Source organism: Methylobacterium sp. 001424705 (assembly GCF_059816145.1).
The window spans coordinates 1-20471 of sequence record NZ_JCBANU010000037.1 but is presented as its reverse complement, the minus strand read 5'-3'; the positions used below and the strand labels follow the sequence as shown (position 1 = coordinate 20471).

Below are 20471 nucleotides of genomic sequence, written 5' to 3'. Positions count from 1 at the left end.
GAGCGATCAGCGGCATGTTGGGATTGGATCGCGTTTCTCTCAAGTCCGTGGCCGCCTTCCAGGCCGGCACGGTCGTGGTGCTCAGCGCCGTCATGGTCTGGAGCAGCCTCGCGCTGACCAGCCCGCCGCGCGGCGCCGGGCCGGATGCCGCTCAGGTCCGTCGCACCTCCGAGGCGTTCGCCGGCGCCCTCGACCGCAGCCTCTTCGAGGTGTCGCAGGACCTGCGCACCGCGGCCGTGGCCCTTCGCCAGACCGGCACCGGCCTGATGGATGCCGATCCTCAGGCCGTGCTGCGTGCCTGGGCCGACCTGCGCCCGGCCTATGCCGACATCCTCCTGGTCAGTGCCAACGGACGCGTCCGGGCCGCCGGCCACGAGGAGATGATCGGCCGCGACGTCTCGGGACAGCCCTGGTTCGCCGGGGCACGGAATGCCTCCACGGCCCTCGTCACGGCCTCCGCGACGCCCCGGGATCCCGTCCCCTTCGAGGTCGCGATCCCGGTCGCCGGATCGGGCGCCCGCAACGCCGAGTACCTCGTCGCCCGCCTCGCCGACACCTGGCTCGCCGATCTCCGCAGCGGAATCCTTCGCGCGCAGCCCGCCCCGGATTCCCCCCTCGCCCTCACGGTCCTGGCGCCCGACGGCCGGGCGCTCGTGAGCGGCGCCGCGCGGCCGAGCGCCGACGGGAGCGCCCGCACCGTCGAGCACGCCACCCCGAGCGCCGGCTACGGCGACCTCGGCCCCTCGGGCTGGCTCGCGGTCGCCCGCACGACGGAATCCCGCGGCGCCGGTCTCGGCCTGCCGGATCCGCGCCTCTGTGCGCTCTGGCTCGCCGCCGCCCTGCTCGCGGCGGGCCTGGCCTACGCCCTCACCGGGCGCCTGACGCGGCGCCTGGCCCGGATCACGGAGGCGGACGGCGAGGCGATCGTGCCATCGCGGATCGCCGAGTTCCGGGCGAGCGCCGAGCACCTGACGGCCCGCGAGCGCAGCCGTGCCCGCGCCCTCCAGGAGGCCCGCACCGCCCTGGCGCGGGTGCGCGAGCGCCTGCGCACCTTCGAGGCGATGTCGGGCTGGACCTACTGGGAGATCGACACCGACGCCGGCAACGTCACCTGGGTGGATTCCACCACCCCGGGCGTCGCGGCCACCACCGACCGGGCCGTCGCGCTGACCGACCTGACGGACGGCATCAAGCCGCAGGATCGCGACCTGATGCGGTTCACCATGCAGGCCGCCCTGGACGGGGAGGGCCCGCACGACGTGGTTCTGCGCCGCGCCGACACGGCGGACAGCCAGGAGACGCGTCGCCTCCTCGTCCGCTTCATCCGCGGCAGCGCGGAGGTCTCCGCCCCCGGCGCGGCCCGCCTTCACGCCCTGAGCCGCGAGATTCCCGCCGGCCTGGCCGGCGGGGAGACGGGCGCGCAGGACGGCACGGCCCCCTCCGACGGCAGGGCACAGGCCACCGAACGGCGCGGCGAGGGCATGCTGCGCCAGGTCATCGACGGCGTGGTCGACGACTTCAACAACCTGCTCACCGTGATCAGCGGCAATCTCGGCACGCTCAAGCGCCGGTATGGCCTCAACCCGGATCAGGTGCGGCTGGTCGAGGCGGCCCTCGCGGGCGCGCAGCGCGGCTCCAGCCTGACCCGCCGCCTGGTCCGGTTCGTGCGCCGCGACGACGCCACCCTCCAGGAGACGGAGATCGGGACCGCCCTGACGGCCTTCGTGCCGTTCCTCAGCGCCAACGTCCTGAACCAGGCTCCGATCAAGCTCCGGGTCCGCTCCGGGCTCGCGCGCGCCCAGTGCAGCGAGGCCGTGCTGGAGGCCGTGCTGCTGAACCTCGCCTTCCACGTGCGCGATCTCGGCTCCGAGGGCTTCGCGATCGGCGCCGACGAGCGGGTGCTGTCCGAGGAGGATGGGATCGCCCTGCGCCCGGGTCGCTACGTGCGCCTGGTCCTGGCCAGCGGAACGCCGGCGCGGCTCCCCGCCCCGGCGAAGCCGGCCGGAGAAGAGCGCTCCACGGCCGCCGTGGCGAGCCTGCTCAGCGGCATCGGCGGCGGCTTCCGCCTCGTGGCCGACGGACGCGGCGACTCCGCCTTCCTGGCCGAGATCTGGATCCCCGCCAGCGAGGCCCCGGCCGAGGCCGGCCATGAGGAGACGGCCACGGTCCAGCCGCGCCTGCGCGTCCTCCTCGTCGACAGCGACACCCTGGTCCGCGAGAGCTTCGCCGAGGCGCTCACCGATCTCGGTCACCGCGTCACCCAGGCCGGCTCCGCCGAACATGCGCTGACGCTCCTCGATGCGCCGGAGGGCTTCGACGTCATGATCGCCGACCAGCGCATGCCGGTGATGAGCGGCCTGCAGCTCGCCGCCACGGTGGTCCAGCACCATCCCGGGATCCGCATCGTCCTCGCCGGCCCCCAGGGCCACCTGCCGGAAAGCGCCCGGGCCTTCCTGCAGATCGAGAAGCCGTTCCGCTACGGCGATCTCGCCGCCGTGATGCGCCGGGCGGCCCGCGACCCGGCCGCCAAGGCAGCCTGAAGGCAGCCTGAAGGCCGCCACCCACGTCGTCGGCCGACCCCGGGACCGCCCGCACGGAATGCCCCCCCGTGGCCGGCCCGCTCCCCGCCCCAGGGGGCAGGGGGCGCGACGCCGGGGGGGGGAACCCGGACGTCGCCGCGCTCGCCCTGCGAACCGAAGCCCCTCGGTCCCACAGGCTCTTCGGGCCGCGCGCAGCGGCTCCGGATGCGGTGGCGGCGCCGAGGGCGGCCGCGAGGGGACAATCCACAGGGCCATCCTCAGAAAAATTCGGGCCCGCATCGGCAGCCCTCGCAGCGCATGAGACCGCCGTTCCAAGGATCGGCAACTCCGTCTCGGCGGCGCTCCGGAGACGGAAACCCGCGACGGACCCGCCCGACCACGCGCATCGGTTGCATAATCTTGAAAAGTTCGCAGCCTCGACTTGCCCGAATGTTGTTGGAACAGCCTCAAACCGACGGAGATCACCCGACGCTTCTTTGTGCGCCTGCTCATTACATGACCATTGTGATCAGAAATTCTTCAACAATACATCGTCTCCAAGAACAAAATATGTTGCCTGAAAGCACATCCTCGGCATTGGTGACTTGCGAGATCCAGCTTTCGCGGTCGCGTTAAGATTCAATTAACCCCGAAGGTCGATGAATTACCGCGAGCGGACGCCGTCGATCTCCATCCATCGCGCGCGAATGCCTCAACGGAACGGATCATCCGCCTCGATGTCGCGCCTCGCCTTCCTCGCCTTGCCCCTGGTCCTGGGCCCCTCGCACGCCGCCGTCGCCGCGGACTGGTACACCGGTGCGGAGCCGGTGATCCTGGACGAGAACTGGACGGTGGCCGTCGACGCCTCGGTCGCGGTCACCTCCAACAGTTCCGCCTTCGGCTCGGCGACGGGCACGATCGCCACGGAGGGCACGCTCCTCGAGAGCGGCCCCCGCCTGCGCGTCGAGGGCGTCGCCGGCACCTACAGCTATCCCGGGCAGAAGGTGGGCCAGCGGGTCACGGGCTACCAGCAGGAGGGGGCCCTGTCGGGCGGCTACGAGTGGATCTGGCGCGATGCGGCCCTGGCCGGCTTCGTCGGCTTCAACGTCCGCAGCAACCAGCTGTCGATCCTCGATCCGGGCAACCCGGTCGTCGGAACCGGCGTGGGCGCCAAGTTCGCGGCCAACTTCTATGCGCGGCCGACCGAGAACACGATGGTCTCGGCCTACGGCTCGTACTCGACCCAGTTCAACGCCTACTACTCGCGCTTCCGCGTCGGGTACATGGTCGCCGACGGGGTCTATATCGGCCCCGAAGCCATGTTCCTCGGCGACAACTTCTTCAATCAGTACCGCATCGGCGGACACCTGACGGGATTTTCCTTCGGCCCGATCAAGATGGCCGTCGGAGTCGGCTACGTGAAAGACCGCATCCAGGGCAGCGGATACTACTCGACCGTCGAAGCGAGAACCGCTTTTTAGCCGCCTGTTCAGGCTTTGCTAGGTTCGATTGCGTGCGCGTGACCGCCAGTCACGTTTTTTCATATGTTCCATCTTACAACAGTTGAGCGCGTTCAATCCCGGACATGCACAAGTCCTGCGACGTGTGGCCGGACTTCTGTTGGCAGGCAAATCGCTCAGGTGTTTCACAGGTATTGCGCCGTCCCGTTCCCGCACAGGTTGCGACCCTGAAGGCCCGCTGGGCCCAGGTCGGTCCCGGAGGAACGCGGGCGAGGCGGATTGCGGAAGGGCAGGCTCGTGGCAAGTGCATTACGTTGGATGGCCTGGATCGCGTCGGCCGCTGCCGTCCTCGTCCTGCTGAGCCAGCCCGTCAGCACGCAGGACCAGCTGATCATGAGCCTCTGCGCCATGGCGGCGATGGTGGTGCTGTGGGTGTTCTTCGACAACCAGCCGGCGCGCTTCGTCTTCCTCGCCCTGGGAAGCCTCGTCGTGCTGCGCTACATGTTCTGGCGCGTGACGAACACGCTGCCCTCCGTCGGCGACCCGGTCAGCTTCGGGTTCGGACTCCTGCTCCTCCTGGGCGAGCTCTACTGCGTCTTCATCCTGTTCGTCAGCCTGACCATCAACGCCGACCCGCTCCGGCGCGCGCGCCCGCCGATGGCCGCCGCCGATGATCCGGAGGCCCTCGACGCGCTGCCCACCGTCGACATCTTCGTGCCGAGCTACAACGAGGATGCGGGCATCCTCTCGGTCACCCTCGCGGCGGCCCGCCTCATCGACTATCCCGCCCACAAGCTGACGGTCTGGCTGCTCGACGATGGCGGCACCGACCAGAAATGCGCCGATCCCGATCCCGCGAAGGCGCAGGCCGCGATGCGGCGGCGCATGGAGCTCCAGGCCCTGGCCGCCTCCCTCGGCGTCGAGTACCGCACCCGCGCCCGCAACCAGCACGCCAAGGCGGGCAACCTCAACAACGGGCTCAAGCACTCGCAGGGCGAGATCGTCGTGGTGCTCGACGCCGACCACGTCCCGTTCCGCTCCTTCCTGCGCGACACGATCGGGTACTTCGCCCAGGACCCGCGCCTGTTCCTGGTGCAGACGCCGCACGCCTTCCTGAATCCCGACCCGATCGAGCGCAACCTGCGCACCTTCGAGCGCATGCCCTCCGAGAACGAGATGTTCTACGCGGTGACGCAGCGCGGTCTCGACAAGTGGAACGGCTCGTTCTTCTGCGGCTCGGCCGCGCTCCTGCGCCGGCGCGCCCTCGACGAGGCGGGCGGCTTCTCGGGCGTCACCATCACGGAGGATTGCGAGACCGCCTTCGAGCTGCATGCGCGCGGCTGGAACAGCATCTACGTCGACAAGCCCCTGATCGCCGGCCTGCAGCCGGAGACCCTGGAGGCCTTCATCGGCCAGCGCTCGCGCTGGTGCCAGGGCATGTTCCAGATCCTTCTGCTGAAGAACCCGCTCTTCAAGCGCGGTCTGCACGGGATCCAGAAGGTCGCCTACCTGTCGAGCATGACGTTCTGGTTCTTCCCCGTGCCGCGGCTGATCTTCATGTTCTCGCCGCTGCTGCACATCTTCTTCGACCTGAAGATCTTCGTCGCCAGCGTGGATGAATCCATCGCCTATACGGCGACCTACGTCGTCATCAACCTGATGATGCAGAACTACGTCTACGGGAAGTTCCGCTGGCCCTTCGTCTCCGAGCTGTACGAGTACGTCCAGGGCCTGTTCCTGTTCCGCGCCATCGCCTCGGTCATCGTCTCGCCCCGGCGCCCGACCTTCAACGTCACCGCCAAGGGCACGACCCTGGAGCAGGACCACCTCTCCGCCCTGGCCTGGCCGTTCTTCGCCGTCTACGGCCTGCTGCTGCTCGGCTGCGCCACGGCCCTCTACCGCTACCTGTTCGAGCCCGGCGTCACCAACCTGATGCTCGTGGTCGGCCTGTGGAACTTCTTCAACCTGCTCATGGCCGGCGCCGCCCTCGGCGTCGTGGCCGAGCGCCGGGTCACGGAGGCGAGCCCGTCCCTGGCGATCAACCGGCAGGGACGGATGATGCTGGCCGGCCGCGCCCTCGACGTCGCGGTGGACCGCGCCTCGGCCGTCGGCTGCACCGTCCGGTTCGGGGCCGACGTCCTGCCGTTCGGCACCGGCAGCACCTACCGCACCGGCCAGCTCTCGGTGCAGCCCCTCGACGGCGCCCCCGCCGGCGGCGTGCTGCCGTTCGAGGTCGGGACGATCGCCCATGCGGGCGACGACGTGGTGGTGACCCTGCGCTTCCAGCCCCTCGACGCGCAGGGCTATGCCGGCCTCGCGAGCCTGATGTACGGCGATGCGGGCGCGCTGCTGCGCTTCCAGCAGAGCCGGCGCCGGCACAAGAACATCGTCTCGGGCACCCTCCAGCTGATCTGGTGGGGCCTGGTCGAGCCGTTCCGCGCCTTCAGCTACCTGTTCAAGCCGCGCCCGCAGGCGGCGCCCGCCCCCACCACCGACACGGCCCTTCCGCGCACCCCGCAGCGGGCGCCGCTCCTGCCCGGCGGAAGCCCCGGCGGGGCGGAGGCCGCCCGGCCGCGCCCGGCCGAGAATCCCCTGCCGGCCCGGCCGAGCTTCGCACGCAGCAACGACGGCGAGCCGGGCACCGACTGGGTCCGCCTGATGCTGGAATTCGAGAACGATCGCCTGCTCGGCGGGGCGGCGGGCGGCGGGCGCGGCGCCGACCTGCACGCCCGGTCGTGAGGGAGGCTCGCATGCGTGTCACGACGATCACCCGCGGGCTTCTCGCGCTGGCCCTGGTGGGCGGGGCCACGGAGGCCCGGCCCCAGAGCTTCATCGGCGCGGGCCCCGCCGAGCGCTTCTCGGTCCCCCCCGCGGGCGACGCCCTGCGCCGCGCGGGCGAGCCCGGGCGCGGCCCGGCGGCCGCCGTCGCCCCGGCGCCGGCTCCGGCGGTCCGGGAGGGCACCCTGGCGACCATCGGGCCCGCCCGGCGCCTGCCGGCCACCACCGGCGGGTTCCGCCTGGAGGGCGAGGAGGACGTCCTGCGCTTCCCCGTCTACGTCACGGAAGCGCAGAGCCGCGGGCGTCCCCGCCTGCGGGTGTCCTACCTCTCCGCCATCTCGGTGGCGCCCGAGACGTCGGAACTCGTCGCCAGCGTCAACGGCGTCGTGGTCGGCCGAACCCGCATCCAGGCGCCCGGCGCCGTCAAGGTGGTGGAGTTCGAGCTGCCCGAGGGCAGCCTGAAGCTCGGCTACAACGCCATCGATCTCTCGGCGAGCCAGCGCCACCGGGTCGATTGCTCCCTCAACGCGACCTACGAACTCTGGACGCAGATCGATCCCTCGCGCTCCGGCCTCGTGGTGGCCCCCGTGGCGGCCGCCGGGATCGAGCTGAAGGATCTCGCCGCGCTGGAACCCGACGACGGCGGTGCCCTGCCGGTCCGCGTCGTGATCAACGACAAGCCGAGCCTGCCCCGCCTGGAGCGGATGTTCCACGCCATCGAGGCGATCGGCCTCGTCGGGCGCATCGCCCGCCCGGTGGTGGAGTTCGGCTCGGTGATGACCGGCCGCGCCGGGATCAACCTCATCGTCGGCACCGCGGCGGAACTGCGCGGCACGCCGGACCTCGAGGCCGTCGGCCCGATCACCGGACCAAAGCTCGCGATGCTGCCGCCGCGGGAGGACCGGGCCCCCGCCCTCGTCGTCAGCGGCACCAGCTACGACGAGATCGAGGCGGCGATCGCGACCCTGGCCCGCGGCACCGAGCCCTACGGCACGCCGCGCGGCCTGAAGGCCGCGGCGCTGCTGCGGGGTGCGCCCCTGGAGAGCGGCGACCGGATCGCGCTGCAAGCCCTCGGCGTGGCGACCCGGGAATTCTCCGGACGCCTCCTGACCACCCGCTTCGACGTCCAGCTGCCGCCGGACTTCCTGCCCGCCGATTACGGCAAGATGCTCCTGAACCTCTCGGGGGCCTACGCGTCCGGCCTCTCCTCCGAGGCGCGGATCCTCGTCGACCTCAACGGCCGCAACGCCGCCAGCGTGCCCCTGCCGCAGACGCGGGGCGAGGTCTTCGAGAACAACACCATCCCGCTGCCCCTGGGCCTGTGGCGGCCGGGCCTGAACCGGGTCGAGATCTCCGCGCAGGTGCCGACGCCCGGCGATGCCACCTGCGCGGCGAGCACGGCGGACGCGAAGCGCGAGCGTTTCCTGTTCCTCGACCGGACCACCGTCAGCGTTCCGAACCTGGCCCGTGCCGCCCGGATCCCGGATCTCGCCGCCACCACCAGCGGCGGCGCCCCCTTCCTGGAGGATGGCAAGCGGCCGCGCCTCGTGCTGCCCGTTCTCGATCGCGACACGGTGGCGGCGGGCGCCATGATCGCCGCGCGGCTGGCGAGTGCGGCCGGGCGGGTGATCGATTTCGAGCTGGCCACCGAGGCGCAGAGCGGGACGGGACCGACCCTGATGGTCGCGCCCGTCCGCGCCGTGGCGCCCGCGACCCTGACCGGGCTCGGCCTCGATCCGGAGCAGATCCGGCGGATCTGGGAGGCCCGCGCCGAGACGGCCCGTCCGGCGGGCCAGTCCGGCTCGGTGCCGGCGCCGACCCTCGATCGCCTGCGCCGCAACGTGCCGGCACGCTGCAGCCTGCCGGATCTCAGCTTCCGCGTCGCCGGCCCGGCGACGCCCCGCGGCGCCGGACCGGACGCCGCCGCCGGAGACCGTGCGGGCCGGGTCCCCGCCAGCGACGGCGACCTCGTGACGAAGTGGGACGAGACCCTGCGCGCCCGCCATCCCCTGATCGAGGCCGCCGACGGCCTCGTCACGAGGGCCTCGACCACGGTGCGGGGCCTGCTCGGCGAGACGCGGACCTGGATCGACGCGGAGGCCTCGGAGCGGGCCTCCGCCGTGCCGCCCCGCGCCTCGCTGATCCTGGCCCAGGCCCTGTCCAGCGGCGGGATCGGCGTCGATGACACCACCACCCTGATCACGGCGCCGAACCCGCTCCTGCTCAAGGCCTCCGTAGCCTGCCTCATCGATCCCGGGGTCTGGTCGCGGATCGGCGGGCGCTTCGCCTTCCTGGACGCCGCCGACGGCCGCCTGGACACGGTCGAGCCCGACACCGTCCGCATCGTGGAGACCCGGCCGCCCTCGGTCTGGAACCTCCGGCTCGTGCTGGCGGGCTGGCTCTCGATGAACCCCGCCGTCTACGCGACGCTGGCCCTGGTCCTGGCGCTCTGCCTCGGGCTGACCACCGCGCTCATGGTCCGCAACGTCGGCCGGAGGAATGCATGAGACGCCCGCTCCGGACCGTCCGCGGCGCGGCCCTCGCGGCCGCCCTGACCACAGGCCTCGCGACCGGCTTCGCCGCCGGGCCGGAGGCCCGGGCCCAGGGCGGGCCGGAGGCCCGGGTCGATGGCCGACCCGCGCTGATGCCCGCCGGCTCGCTCCGCGATCCCCAGCCCCGTGATCCCGCCATGCCGGACCAGCCGCGCTCCGTTCCCCCCGCCATCGCCCTGCCGGCCGCGCCGCAGGTCAAGGACGAGTCCGCCCGTGCGGCCCAGCCCCTCGTCGGGAGCCTGAAGGACCAGGACGGCTGGCGCCTCTACCGGTCCCGCTTCGTCACCGAGGCCGGGCGGGTGGTCGACACCGCCAATGGCGGGATCAGCCACAGCGAGGGGCAGGGCTACGGCATGCTGCTCGCCGTGGCGGCCAACGACCGGCCCACCTTCGAGCGGCTCTGGGGCTGGACCCGCGCCAACCTGATGGTGCGTCCGGATTCCCTCCTGGCCTGGCGCTGGGAGCCGGCCAAGCGCCCGGCGGTGGCGGACATGAACGACGCCACCGACGGCGACATCCTGGTCGCCTGGGCGCTGACGGAGGCCGCCGAGGCCTGGGACGATGCCGGCTACCGCGTGGCGGCCCGGCGGATCGCCGTCGAGGTCGGCCGCCGGACCATCCTGTTCAAGGACCGGAACGGGGCGCTGCTGCTGCCGGCGGTCACGGGCTTCTCGGCGGGGGAACGCGCCGACGGTCCCCTGATCAACCTGTCCTACTGGGTCTTCCCGGCCTTCGCGCGCCTGCCCCTGGTGGCTCCGGAATACGACTGGGACGCCCTGACCCGCAGCGGCTTGCGGCTCCTGCGCCGCGCCCGCTTCGGCAGCGCCAACCTGCCCACCGAATGGATCTCCCTGAAGGGGGACCAGCCCCGTCCCGCGGACGGCTTCCCGCCGCTCTTCTCCTACAACGCGATCCGGATTCCCCTCTACATGGCCTGGGCCGACGCGGGACGGCAGGAGGATTACGCCCCCTTCGTCGCCCTCTGGTCCGGGCCGGACCGCGAGCGCCTGCCCATCGTGGATACCAGCGACGGGCGCACGGTCGAGTGGCTCGGCGAGAGCGGCTACGCGGCTCTCTCCAGCCTGCTGCTCTGTACCGTGAAGGGAACGCCGCTCCCCGAGGGCTTCGGCCAGGTGCAAGGCACCGAGAACTACTATCCGACCACGCTGCATCTCCTGGCCATGGTGGCCGCGCAGATGAGGGGACCCTCATGCTTGAAGCGTTAGCGCGCCGGCGGCGCCGTGGCCCCGCGCCCCTCGGCCTCCCGATGGGCCTCGCCCTCGCGGCGCTCACCCTCCCGGCGCTCACCCTCCCGACCCTGGCCCAGGGCCCCGGCGGCGAGGATGCCAGCCGCGCGCCCGCCATCGTCGTCGACCCGACGGGATCGGCGGCCAACGGCATGGTCGACGAGAGCGCCCTGCGCTACTACGCGGCGCAGAAGCAGACCGCCCGGATGAAGGCGGAGGCCGCGCGGCTGAAGCAGCTCTACCCGGGCTGGACCGAGCCCACCGACCTCGACACCCTGCAGCCGAGCCCCCCCGAGGAGGCCCCCCTCTGGGATCTCTTCACCGCGGGCCGCTTCGACGACCTCTACGCGGCCATCGCGGCGCGGCGCACGCTGGACGGGACCTGGCAGCCCTCCGATGAGCTGGCGCGCAAGCTGCGCCGCGCCGGGTTCCGCAGCCGCCTCAAGGGGCTCGCCAGCGCCAGGCGCAACCTCGACGTCGTCGCCCTCTACCGCGCCGATCCCAGCGCCCTCGACCCCAGCGACGTCGAGAGCCTCTGGATCGTCGCCGACGCGCTGGCGGCCGAGGAGGCCACGCCACAGGCCTACAACCTCTACAAGTCCGTCTTGGATACCAGCAACGACACGGGCGCCCGCCTGGCCACCATCCAGAAGGCGATGTCGAACCTGCCGATGGCCGCGGCCGAGCAGCTCATCGCCCTCGGCCGGACGGATTCCGACGGCAATTCCGAGTTCCGGCGCATCGCCATCGACATCACGCGCGCGCGGATCGTCGCCTTCCTGCACGACGAGGCCGCGCACGAGCCCACCACCACGGATATCGCCGTGTTCCAGGCCCAGGCCCGCAAGACCGGCGACCCGCGGGAGACCGGTCTCCTCGGCTGGTACGCCTACAAGCGCCAGCAGTTCCGCGAGGCGCTGGACTGGTTCAAGCTCGCGATCAGCCGCGGCGGCGACGCGATGATCGCCCACGGGCTCGCCCATTCGCTGCGCGCGGTCGGCATGACGCGCGAGGCCGAGGAGGTGGCCTATGCCTGGCGCGACAAGTACGTCGGCAACAGCATCCTCTTCATCGAGCTCCTGGAGCGGAAGCTCACCCAGGCCAATCCCGTCTTCATCGACCTGGACCGGATCAACCGCTACGCGAAGGTGACCCTGGCCTCGAGTTCCGGGGAGGGCGCGCAGGCATTGGGCTGGTACGCCTACAATTCCTGCCAGTTCGACGCCGCCCTGGAGTGGTTCCAGCACGGCATCGCCTGGCTGCCGGGCGAGTCGACGGTGCTCGGCTACGCCCTGGCGCTGCAGCGCCTGAAGCGCACGCGCGAGTACCTCGAGATCGTCAACCGCTACGACGGGCTGTTCCCGAAGGTGGTGGACCTGCTGTTCCGCGAGGGGCCGGAGGGTCCGCCGCTCGCCTGCAGCGTCGCGGCGGCGCCCCCGGCCGGCGCACGCCAGCCCGCGGCTCCCGCCGCGACGGCCGTGCTCGCGAACACCGCCCGCGCCCCCGCCGCCTACGGCCGCGTGCCGAAGCCCGACATCTCGGCCAACGGCGCGGTGCGTCCCCTGCCGGTCCTGCGCAGCGAATTCCCGCTCTCCGTCGCCGCCGAGAACCCGTTCCGCTACCTGCCGGCCGCCCTGGCCCGGCAGGTGCCCGAGCGGAGTGCCGGCGGCGTCCTGGCCGAACCCGCGACGGGTGCGCCACCCCTGGTCGCCCGCCGGGTGCCGGGCGCCGGGACGATGCCCTACGAGCGCTACGGCTTCGCCCTGCTGCCGGGCTACAACGGCATGACCCAGGCCTCCACCCTGACCGATCCGCCCGCCGGCACCCAGTGGCAGGACCAGCAGGCCGCCGGCGCCAACGGCCAGACCCGCTCGAGCCGGGAATCCGACCGCTTCGGCATCCCGGGATCGCAACGCGCCACCTTCATCGAGGCCGGCCCCACCGCCGGACAGCAGCCATGAGTCGGATACGGCATTCCGCAACCGCGGCGGCGCTGGCGGCGCTGGTGGTCCTGCCCTCGCCCCCCGCCGCCGCCCGGCCCGGCCGCGCGGCCCTCGAGCTGCCGGGCGCCGGCCCCGTGTCGGACGTGGCGCAGAATTCGTTCCGCGACGGCTTTTCCCAGCGGATCACCTTCCGGGACGATCCGCGCGGGCTCGCCGAGGTGAGCGTGCGCAGCGGGGAGGGGGGCTCCGGTCCCGCCCTCGCCATGGCCAAGCCGAGCCGTACCGGGATCGCGGCCGAGTTGCGGGCGCGCTTTCCCGGCGAGACCATGCGGGTGGTGACCCAGGCGCACCGCAACGCCCACGGACCGGTCGGCCTCGCCCTGGGCATCGACTGCCTCTACGCCTGGCAATGGATCGACCTCGGCGGCGATGCGGCGCGGAGGCGGCCGTCCTCCCTGTTCGGCAGCGATCCTGGCGCGCCGGCCGCCTCGGTGCGGATCAAGCTCTGCCGCACGGTGACGGCGACCCTCGCCGACCTGACCCGCGCGGTGGAATCGATGCGGCTCTCGGCGAATCCCGCCGATGCGCCCCGCCTTCAGCCGGAGACGCTCGCCCGCCGGCCTGCGCCAGCGCGCCGGCGCGAGGCGGTCACCCGGTCGACGGGGACGCCCCGCGAGACCGCGCCGGGATCGGCGACCGCGCTCCGTCCGCCCGGCCCGATGGAACGGCCCGGCTCGGAGAAGCGCCCGGAGGCCTCGACGCGCCGCATGGCCTCCGAGCAGTCCGGTGAGACGCGGCGCTACCTCGTGCCGGGGCCCAGTGCGGCGGCGCCCGCGGTGCCGGTTCCGGTCCCCCCGGGCGAAGGTCAGGCCCCGCGCTACATCACGGACGCCGCGCCGGCGGAGGGCGCCGCCGCGATCATGGTCCCCAGACCGGCGCCGAACCGGGCCGAGGTCGAGGATCTCATGGCCCGCGAACTCCCGGCACGGGCCCTTCGGCCGCCGCCCTGAGGCGGATCCCGGATCGGCCCACCGCCGCGATTTCTACCCGGGCTGCACGGGAGCGTCGGAGCGTCCGCCGGGGAGGGGAGCCGCGCCCGAGCCTGTGCGATTCCTCCCCTCCGTCGGGTCCCGCCCGGCGGCGACGGCCCATGCGATCTGTGATTTTCGCGATCCTGCGCACCTGCAACCTTGAATACCCATGCCCGGCGCGCGAAGAAGCGGTCAGCAGGGGTGGTGGGTTACGGATATGGCCCGGGTCGACGCGTGCGGTATTCCTTCGGGCCCGGTGGGCACCGCCTCGAACCGTGGGCCTGCCGGCCGCGGGATCGCCGCATGAGCCGCGCGGCGGATGCGCCCGGCGCCGAGGCAGCGGTGCCGTCCGGTCTTCGCCCCGCATCCGGTCTTCGCCTCACCTGCACCGCCACGGACCACGTCAGCCTCGCCTATTCGGCGAGCGCGATTCCGGTCATCCGGGAGATCGCGATCGCCAACGCCACGGAGGCCGATCTCGTCGACCTCCGGCTGCGCATCGAGAGCCGGCCACCGGTGGCGGGCCCACTGACGCTGCGCATCGACCGCGTGGCCGCGGGTTCGAATTATCGGGTCGAGACCCCGTCCCTGCCCCTCGATGCCGGCCTCCTCGCCGCCTGCACCGAGGTCGGCCGCCTCGCCCTGACGGTGATCCTGGAGGATGCGGAGGGCGAGCGGGGGCGGACGGTCGCCGAGATGCGCCTGCTGCCGCCGGCGCACTGGGGTGGCGCCCGGAGCGCGCCCCACCTCCTCGCCGCCTTCGTCCGACCCGACGATCCGGCCGTCGACGCCGTCCTGCGCACGGCCGCCAGGAAGCTCGGCGCGGCCGGCCGCGCGACCACGCCGGATGGCTACGGGCGCGGCGGCAAGGTCCGGGCCTGGGACCTCGCCGGGGTGATCTGGGCCGCCCTGGCCGACCATCGCCTCGCCTCCGTCCTCCCCCCGGCGCGCTTCGAGCAGGCCGGACAGACGGTGCGCGGTCCGGGCGAGGTGATCGAGGACCGGGTCGGGACCTGCCTCGACCTCTCCCTGCTCTACGCCGCCTGCCTGGAGCAGGCCGGCCTGAACCCGGTACTGGTACTGACCGTCGGCCACGCCTTCGTCGGCGTGTGGCTCCAGGACGAGGGCTTCGCGAGCGCGACGATCGACGACCGGCAGCACCTGCGCAAGCGGCGCGATCTGCAGGACCTGATCCTCGTCGACACGACGCTGCTGACGCAGGATCCACCGACGACCTTCCGGGCCGCGGTCGATCACGGCGCCGGGCTGGTGGAGGACGGCGCTCCGGCGGCCCTCGACATCGCCATCGACATCCGCGGCTGCCGCCGGCGCGGCATCCGCCCCATGGATCTCGGCGGCCGGGGCAGGGAGGCGGCCCCCGGTCCGGTCGAACCGCTGGACCAGCCCCTCTCGGAAGCCCCCGCCTTCGACGAGGCGGAGCGCCCGCGCCTCGACGCGGCGCCTGAGACGCCGGTCGGTCGCCTGGAGCGCTGGAAACGGAAGCTCCTGGACCTGTCGCTGCGCAACAAGCTCCTGAACTTCAAGCCCGGCAAGGGCGCCATCGCCCTCGCGGGCATCGATCCCGGCGCCCTGGAAGACGGCCTGGCGGCCGGGCACGCGTTCCGGCTGACGCCGGTCTCCGACGGGCCGGCCGGGTCCGAAGGCGCCCTGGCCCGGAACGAGATCCCCACCACCGCGACGGAGGCCGATCTCGACGGTCGCCTGCTCGATCTCTATCGCCTCGCCCGCAGCGGGTTCGAGGAGGGCGGGGCCAACATCCTGTTCCTGGCCATCGGGTTCCTGTCCTGGACCCGCAAGGCGGACGAGGCCGCCCACCGGGCGCCGCTGCTGCTGGTCCCGGTGACCCTCCGGCGTGCCAGCGTCCGCGCCGGCTTCCGCCTGGCGCTGCACGACGACGAGGTCCGCATCAACCCGACCCTGCTCGAGATGCTGCGCCAGGACTTCCGGCTGCGGATGCCGGATCTGGAGGGCGACCTGCCCCGCGACGCATCCGGCATCGACGTGGACGCGATCGTCCGGAGCGTCCGCGGCCACACGCGCGACCTGCGCGGCTGGGAGGTGGTGCCCGACATGGTGCTGGCGACCTTCTCCTTCACCAAGCATCTGATGTGGAAGGATCTCGTCGACCAAGCCGACCGCCTCACGCGCAACCCGGTGGTGCGCCACCTCATCGAGACGCCCAAGCACGCCTACGGCGACGGGACGCCCTTCCCCGATCCGTCGCAACTCGATCGGGACCATCCGCCCGAGACGGTCTTCGCACCTCTCTCGGCGGATTCCTCGCAGCTCTCCGCCGTCCTGGCGGCCGCCGGCGGCAAGGACTTCGTCCTGTTCGGGCCGCCCGGCACCGGGAAGAGCCAGACCATCGCCAACATGATCGCCCAGTGCCTGGCGCAGGGACGCACGGTGCTGTTCGTCTCGCAGAAGACGGCCGCCCTCGAGGTGGTGCAGCGGCGCCTGCAGGAGGTCGGTCTCGGCGATTCCTGCCTGGAGGTGCATGCCACCAAGGCCCAGAAATCGGCGGTGCTCGGGCAGTTGCGCCGGGCGTGGCACGCGCGCGCCGCGCCTGCGCAGACAGAATGGCCGGGCGCCACGCGCACCCTCGCGAGCCTGCGCGCCGAGCTGAACGGCCTCGTGCAGGCCCTGCATCGACGGCGGGAGAACGGGCTCACGGCCTACGAGGCCTTCGGACGCGTGATCGCGGCGGGCCCCGACGCGGAGAGCCTCGTCCTCGCCTGGCCCGACCACCGGGCCCACGAACCGGACACCCTCGCGGCCCTGCGGGCGGCCTGCCGGGACTTGCGCCCCGTCCTGGCCTCGGTGGGTCCCCTGGCCGACCATCCGCTGCAAGGTATCGTCGCCACCGAATGGTCGCCGGTCTGGCGCGACGGCCTGGGCGCGGGGATCGCCGCCGTCATCGAGTCCCTGACGGCCCTGCGCGTGAGCGGACAGGCCTTCGCCGCGGCGATCGGGCTCCCGGCCCTGCCGGCGACCGAGGCGGGGATCCGCGGCCTCCTGGATCTCGGCAGCGCGCTGATCCGTCCCGAGGCCGCCTGCGGAGGCGCCTTCCTGGCGGATGCCGCCGGCGACCTGCGCCGGGCGGTGGCCGCGCGCGACCGCTTCCAGGCGACCCGGGCCGCACTCCGCGGCCGGCTCACCGGCGCGTACCGGCCCGGCCTCCTCGACCAGGACCTGCCCGGGCTCCTCGCCGAGTGGGTCGCGGCGCGCGGCGCGAACTTCCTCGTCCGGGGCGGGCGCCTGAGGAAGGTCCTGCTGCAGGTTCAGCCCTATGCGGAGGGCGCATTGCCGGAGGATCTCGGGCCGGACCTCGCCGGCCTGATCGAACTCGCCCGGCACGGGCAGGCCGGCCGGCCCGAGGAGGCGGCCCTCGCCCGGCTGGGCCCGCCCTGGAGCGACCCGGAGGGGCCCGCCGCCGACTTCGCGCCGGCCATCGCCTGGGCCGAGACGGTGGCGCGGCTCCTGCCCCGCCTCGGGCCGTCGAGTCTCGGCCCCGAGCGCCTGCGCGACCACGTCGTCCGGCTTGTCACCCATCCGTCCCAGGGCTGGGAGGCGGGTGGCTCCCGTGCGGAGGCCTACACCGCCTTCGCGCAGGATCACGCCCGGACGCGCGACGCGACGACGGCGTTGGCCCGCCGAGCCGGGCGGGGCGATTCCGAGACGCCGCCGGCCGCGGAGGCGGACTGGATCGGCGCGGGCCTCGCCCGCGCCCGGCGCTGGGCCGCCGGGCTCGGACGCGCCCAGGGCTGGTGTGCCTGGCAGGGCGCGGCCCAAGAGGCGCGCGGCCTCGGCCTCGGCCCCTTGATCGAGGCCCTGGAGGCGGGCCGGATCGACCCCGACGCCGCCGAGGCGGCGTTCGAGATCGCCTATGCCCGCTGGTGGATCGACCGCGTCGTCGGCGACGACCCGGTCCTGCGGGGCTTCTTGCCGGAGCGCCACGAGGACGCGATCGCCCGGTTCCGCGCCGCGGATGCCCGGGTCGGCGACCTCGCCCGGCAGGTCGTCCGCAACCGCCTGGGGAGCGGTATCCCGGGTCCGACGGCCTTCGGGAACGACCCCGAATGGGGCACGCTCTCGCACGAGCTGACCAAGAAGCGGGCACAGATGCCCCTGCGCAAGCTGTTCGGCACGATGCCGAACGCCCTCGCGCGGCTCACCCCCTGCGTGATGATGAGCCCGCTGTCGATCGCCCAGTACCTGCCCCCCGATGGGACGCCGTTCGACATCGTCATCTTCGACGAGGCCTCGCAGATCGCCCCCTGGGACGCCATCGGGGCGATGGCGCGAGGCCGGCAGGTGGTCGTCGTCGGCGATCCCGAGCAGCTTCCGCCGACCAGCGTCGGCGACCGTGCCGGCGACGACACCGAGGACGGTGGCGACATCGCGGACCAGGAATCGATCCTCGATGCGTGCCTCGCGGCCAACCTCCCGCGGCGGGCCCTCGACTGGCATTACCGCAGCCGCCACGAGAGCCTGATCGCCTTCTCGAACGCCCGTTACTACGGCGGCCGCCTCGTCACGTTTCCCTCGCCGGTGACCCAGGACCGGGCGGTGCGCCTGACCTTCGTGCCGGACGGCGTCTACGAGCGTGGAGCCGGCCGCGTGAACCGGCCCGAGGCCCGCGCCGTCGTCGCCGACATCGTGCGCCGCCTGCGCGATCCGGATTTCGCGCGGGCGCGGCGCTCCCTCGGCATCGTCACCTTCAACGGCGAGCAGCAGCGGCTGATCGAGAACCTGCTCGACGCGCAACGGCGATCCGATCCGGAGCTGGAGCCGTACTTCGATCGCGACCGCTGGCACGAGCCCGTCTTCGTGAAGAACCTCGAGACCGTGCAGGGCGACGAGCGCGACGTCATCCTGTTCTCGGTCGCGGTCGGCCCCGACCCGGGCGGCCGAACGGTGAGCACGGTGTCCTCCCTCAACAAGGAGGGCGGCCATCGCCGCCTGAACGTCGCCATCACGCGGGCCAGGCAGGAGCTCGTGGTCTTCGCCTCGATCCGGCCCGAGCAGATCGACCTCGGCCGCACCCGGACCCGCGGGGTGCGCGACTTCAAGCACTTCCTCGAATTCGCCGACCGCGGGGCGCGGGCGCTCGCCGAGGCCTTCGCGCCCACCGGCGGAGAGGTCGAGTCGCCGTTCGAGGCCGCCGTCATGGCGGCGCTGCGGGCCAAGGGCTGGACCGTGCACGCGCAGATCGGCGTCTCGGGCTTCCGGATCGATCTCTGCATCGTCCACCCCGACGCGCCGGGGCGCTACCTCGCCGGCATCGAGTGCGACGGCGCCACCTATCATCGGTCCGCGACGGCCCGCGACCGCGACCGTCTGCGCGAGCATGTGCTGACCGATCTCGGCTGGCGCATCCGGCGGGTCTGGAGCACCGCCTGGTGGAGCGACGCAGCCGGCGCACTCGCGCAGCTCGACCGGCGCCTGCGGGAGGACCTGGAGGCCGACCGCCTCGATGCCGTCGAAGCCACGGCGGAGAGCGATCCGATCGCGGCACCCGTGCCCGACGCCCCGATCCTGACGGACCCTGCGGATTACACGACCGCTGCGGCGACGACGGGTGCTCCGAGCCCGACTCCCGTTCCGGAGGCGGACGACGCGATGCCGGCCCACCGGCTCGACGCCGGGTTTCCCCCCACGCCTGGGCCGCCACCGATTCCCACGGTGGCGCGCGATCCGACGTACCGTCTCGCGGACCCGGCCGATCTCGGCCTCGTCCTGGAGCCCACGCGCTTCCATGACGCCGCCTACCGCCCGATCCTGGCGGCCCTGGTGGCGCACGTGCTCACCGTGGAGGGGCCGATCTACGAGGACGTGCTGCTCCGGCGCGTGGCCCGCGCCCACGGCCTGCAGCGGGTGGGCCCCCTCATCCGCGAGACGATCCTCGAACAGGTCCCCGCCTCGGTGGCCCGCAGCGACGATGACGGTCGCGCCGTCCTGTGGCCACCCCACGACGAACCGCGGGCGCGGCATCCCTACCGGGTGGCGCCCGCCGGCCTGCGCAGCCATGCGGACACGCCGATGCCGGAACTCGTCGGTCTCGCCGAATCGGTGGCGCCGGGCACGTCCGAGGTCGAGCGCGCGCGACTGATGGCCCAGGCGGTCGGTCTGTCGCGAGTGGAGGCGGCGACACGGGTCCGGTTCGCGCGCGCATGCGAACGCGCCGCGGCGGGCGCGCGCCGTGACGGGCCGTCCGGAACCTGACGGGGCTGCCGCCGCGAACGCCATCGGCCTGGCCTGGCCCGCGCCGTTCACGACGATCGCGGGTCAGGTCCCTGCAACGGGAGCTCGGGGCCTCGGGCGTGCGCATCCTGCCGAATCGGCAGGCGCGGAGGCGGCCGAACGGGGGGCGTCAGCCGGAGCGTGGCCCGACGACCGGAGGAATCACCCCGGACCCTGCGCCAGGATCAGGACATCGCGCCCGCACAAGCTCGAAACGCGACTCCATCAATGTTCGATTTCCATCCACCTGTCCCGGCGACAGATTGTGGGCGTGGATCAAACCTCTTGCCGCTCCGATGTCCCGTGGTTTATGTCGCATCGCAACAAAAGGACCCTGCCGCGATCCGAAAGCATGTTCCTTTCTTCTATGAAGCAACAGCCGTATTGAGCCTGACCCGCGATCCTATATTTAGCCAACTTCGCTTTATGGCCCCGAGACAACCGTTAATTGTCACGCGAACAGCAATGCCGAAGGGTGAGCAACGCCGGTCGCCGCGGAGAAAACGTCGATTGTCCGGCTCGCGAATAATTGGCTTGGTTTCTGCTTCATTAGGAGAGATAGACGTGCACCGGATCGAAATGGGACGGATTTGTCCCGTTTCGCTTCAGCGCCACGGGCTGATGGGAATCGATGTCTGCTTATTCTGAGGGCACTGTCACGATGGACACCACTTCTG

8 protein-coding genes are annotated in these 20471 nt (G+C 72.5%); all 8 read left to right on the top strand.

Annotation, left to right across the window (positions count from 1 at the left end; genetic code table 11):
* Positions 1-14: 14 nt before the first annotated feature.
* The 8 genes from AC6EUL_RS21110 to proA all read left to right on the top strand — a co-directional run bounded on the left by AC6EUL_RS21110 (position 15) and on the right by proA (position 19776).
* The gene (locus AC6EUL_RS21110; protein WP_499872505.1) at positions 15-2540 is read left to right on the top strand and encodes a response regulator; all 2526 of its coding nucleotides are present in this window, start codon (positions 15-17) and stop codon (positions 2538-2540) included.
* A 716-nt stretch (positions 2541-3256) separates the two neighbouring features.
* Positions 3257-4000, top strand: a complete 744-nt coding sequence (gene bcsS / locus AC6EUL_RS21105; protein WP_082487015.1) for a cellulose biosynthesis protein BcsS — start codon at positions 3257-3259, stop codon at positions 3998-4000.
* 297 nt (positions 4001-4297) lie between these two features.
* The gene (bcsA, locus tag AC6EUL_RS21100; RefSeq protein ID WP_499872503.1) at positions 4298-6718 is read left to right on the top strand and encodes a UDP-forming cellulose synthase catalytic subunit; all 2421 of its coding nucleotides are present in this window, start codon (positions 4298-4300) and stop codon (positions 6716-6718) included.
* Positions 6719-6729: 11 nt separating this feature from the next.
* Complete coding sequence (locus AC6EUL_RS21095; RefSeq protein ID WP_499872501.1) at positions 6730-9264, top strand: cellulose biosynthesis cyclic di-GMP-binding regulatory protein BcsB; 2535 nt, start codon at positions 6730-6732, stop codon at positions 9262-9264.
* Positions 9265-9446: 182 nt separating this feature from the next.
* Positions 9447-10535: a family 8 glycosyl hydrolase gene (locus tag AC6EUL_RS21090; protein WP_499872515.1), complete on the top strand. Its 1089-nt coding sequence runs from the start codon at positions 9447-9449 to the stop codon at positions 10533-10535.
* On the top strand, positions 10520-12517 hold the full coding sequence (locus AC6EUL_RS21085) for a hypothetical protein (protein WP_499872499.1): 1998 nt from the start codon (positions 10520-10522) through the stop codon (positions 12515-12517). The genes AC6EUL_RS21090 and AC6EUL_RS21085 overlap by 16 nt, the downstream gene beginning before the upstream one ends.
* Entirely contained in the window at positions 12514-13509 is a 996-nt protein-coding gene (gene bcsN / locus AC6EUL_RS21080) for a cellulose biosynthesis protein BcsN (RefSeq protein ID WP_499872496.1), read from the top strand. The genes AC6EUL_RS21085 and bcsN overlap by 4 nt, the downstream gene beginning before the upstream one ends.
* 324 nt (positions 13510-13833) lie before the next feature.
* Positions 13834-19776: an anti-phage protein ProA gene (gene proA, locus AC6EUL_RS21075; protein WP_499872494.1), complete on the top strand. Its 5943-nt coding sequence runs from the start codon at positions 13834-13836 to the stop codon at positions 19774-19776.
* Positions 19777-20471 lie beyond the last annotated feature (695 nt).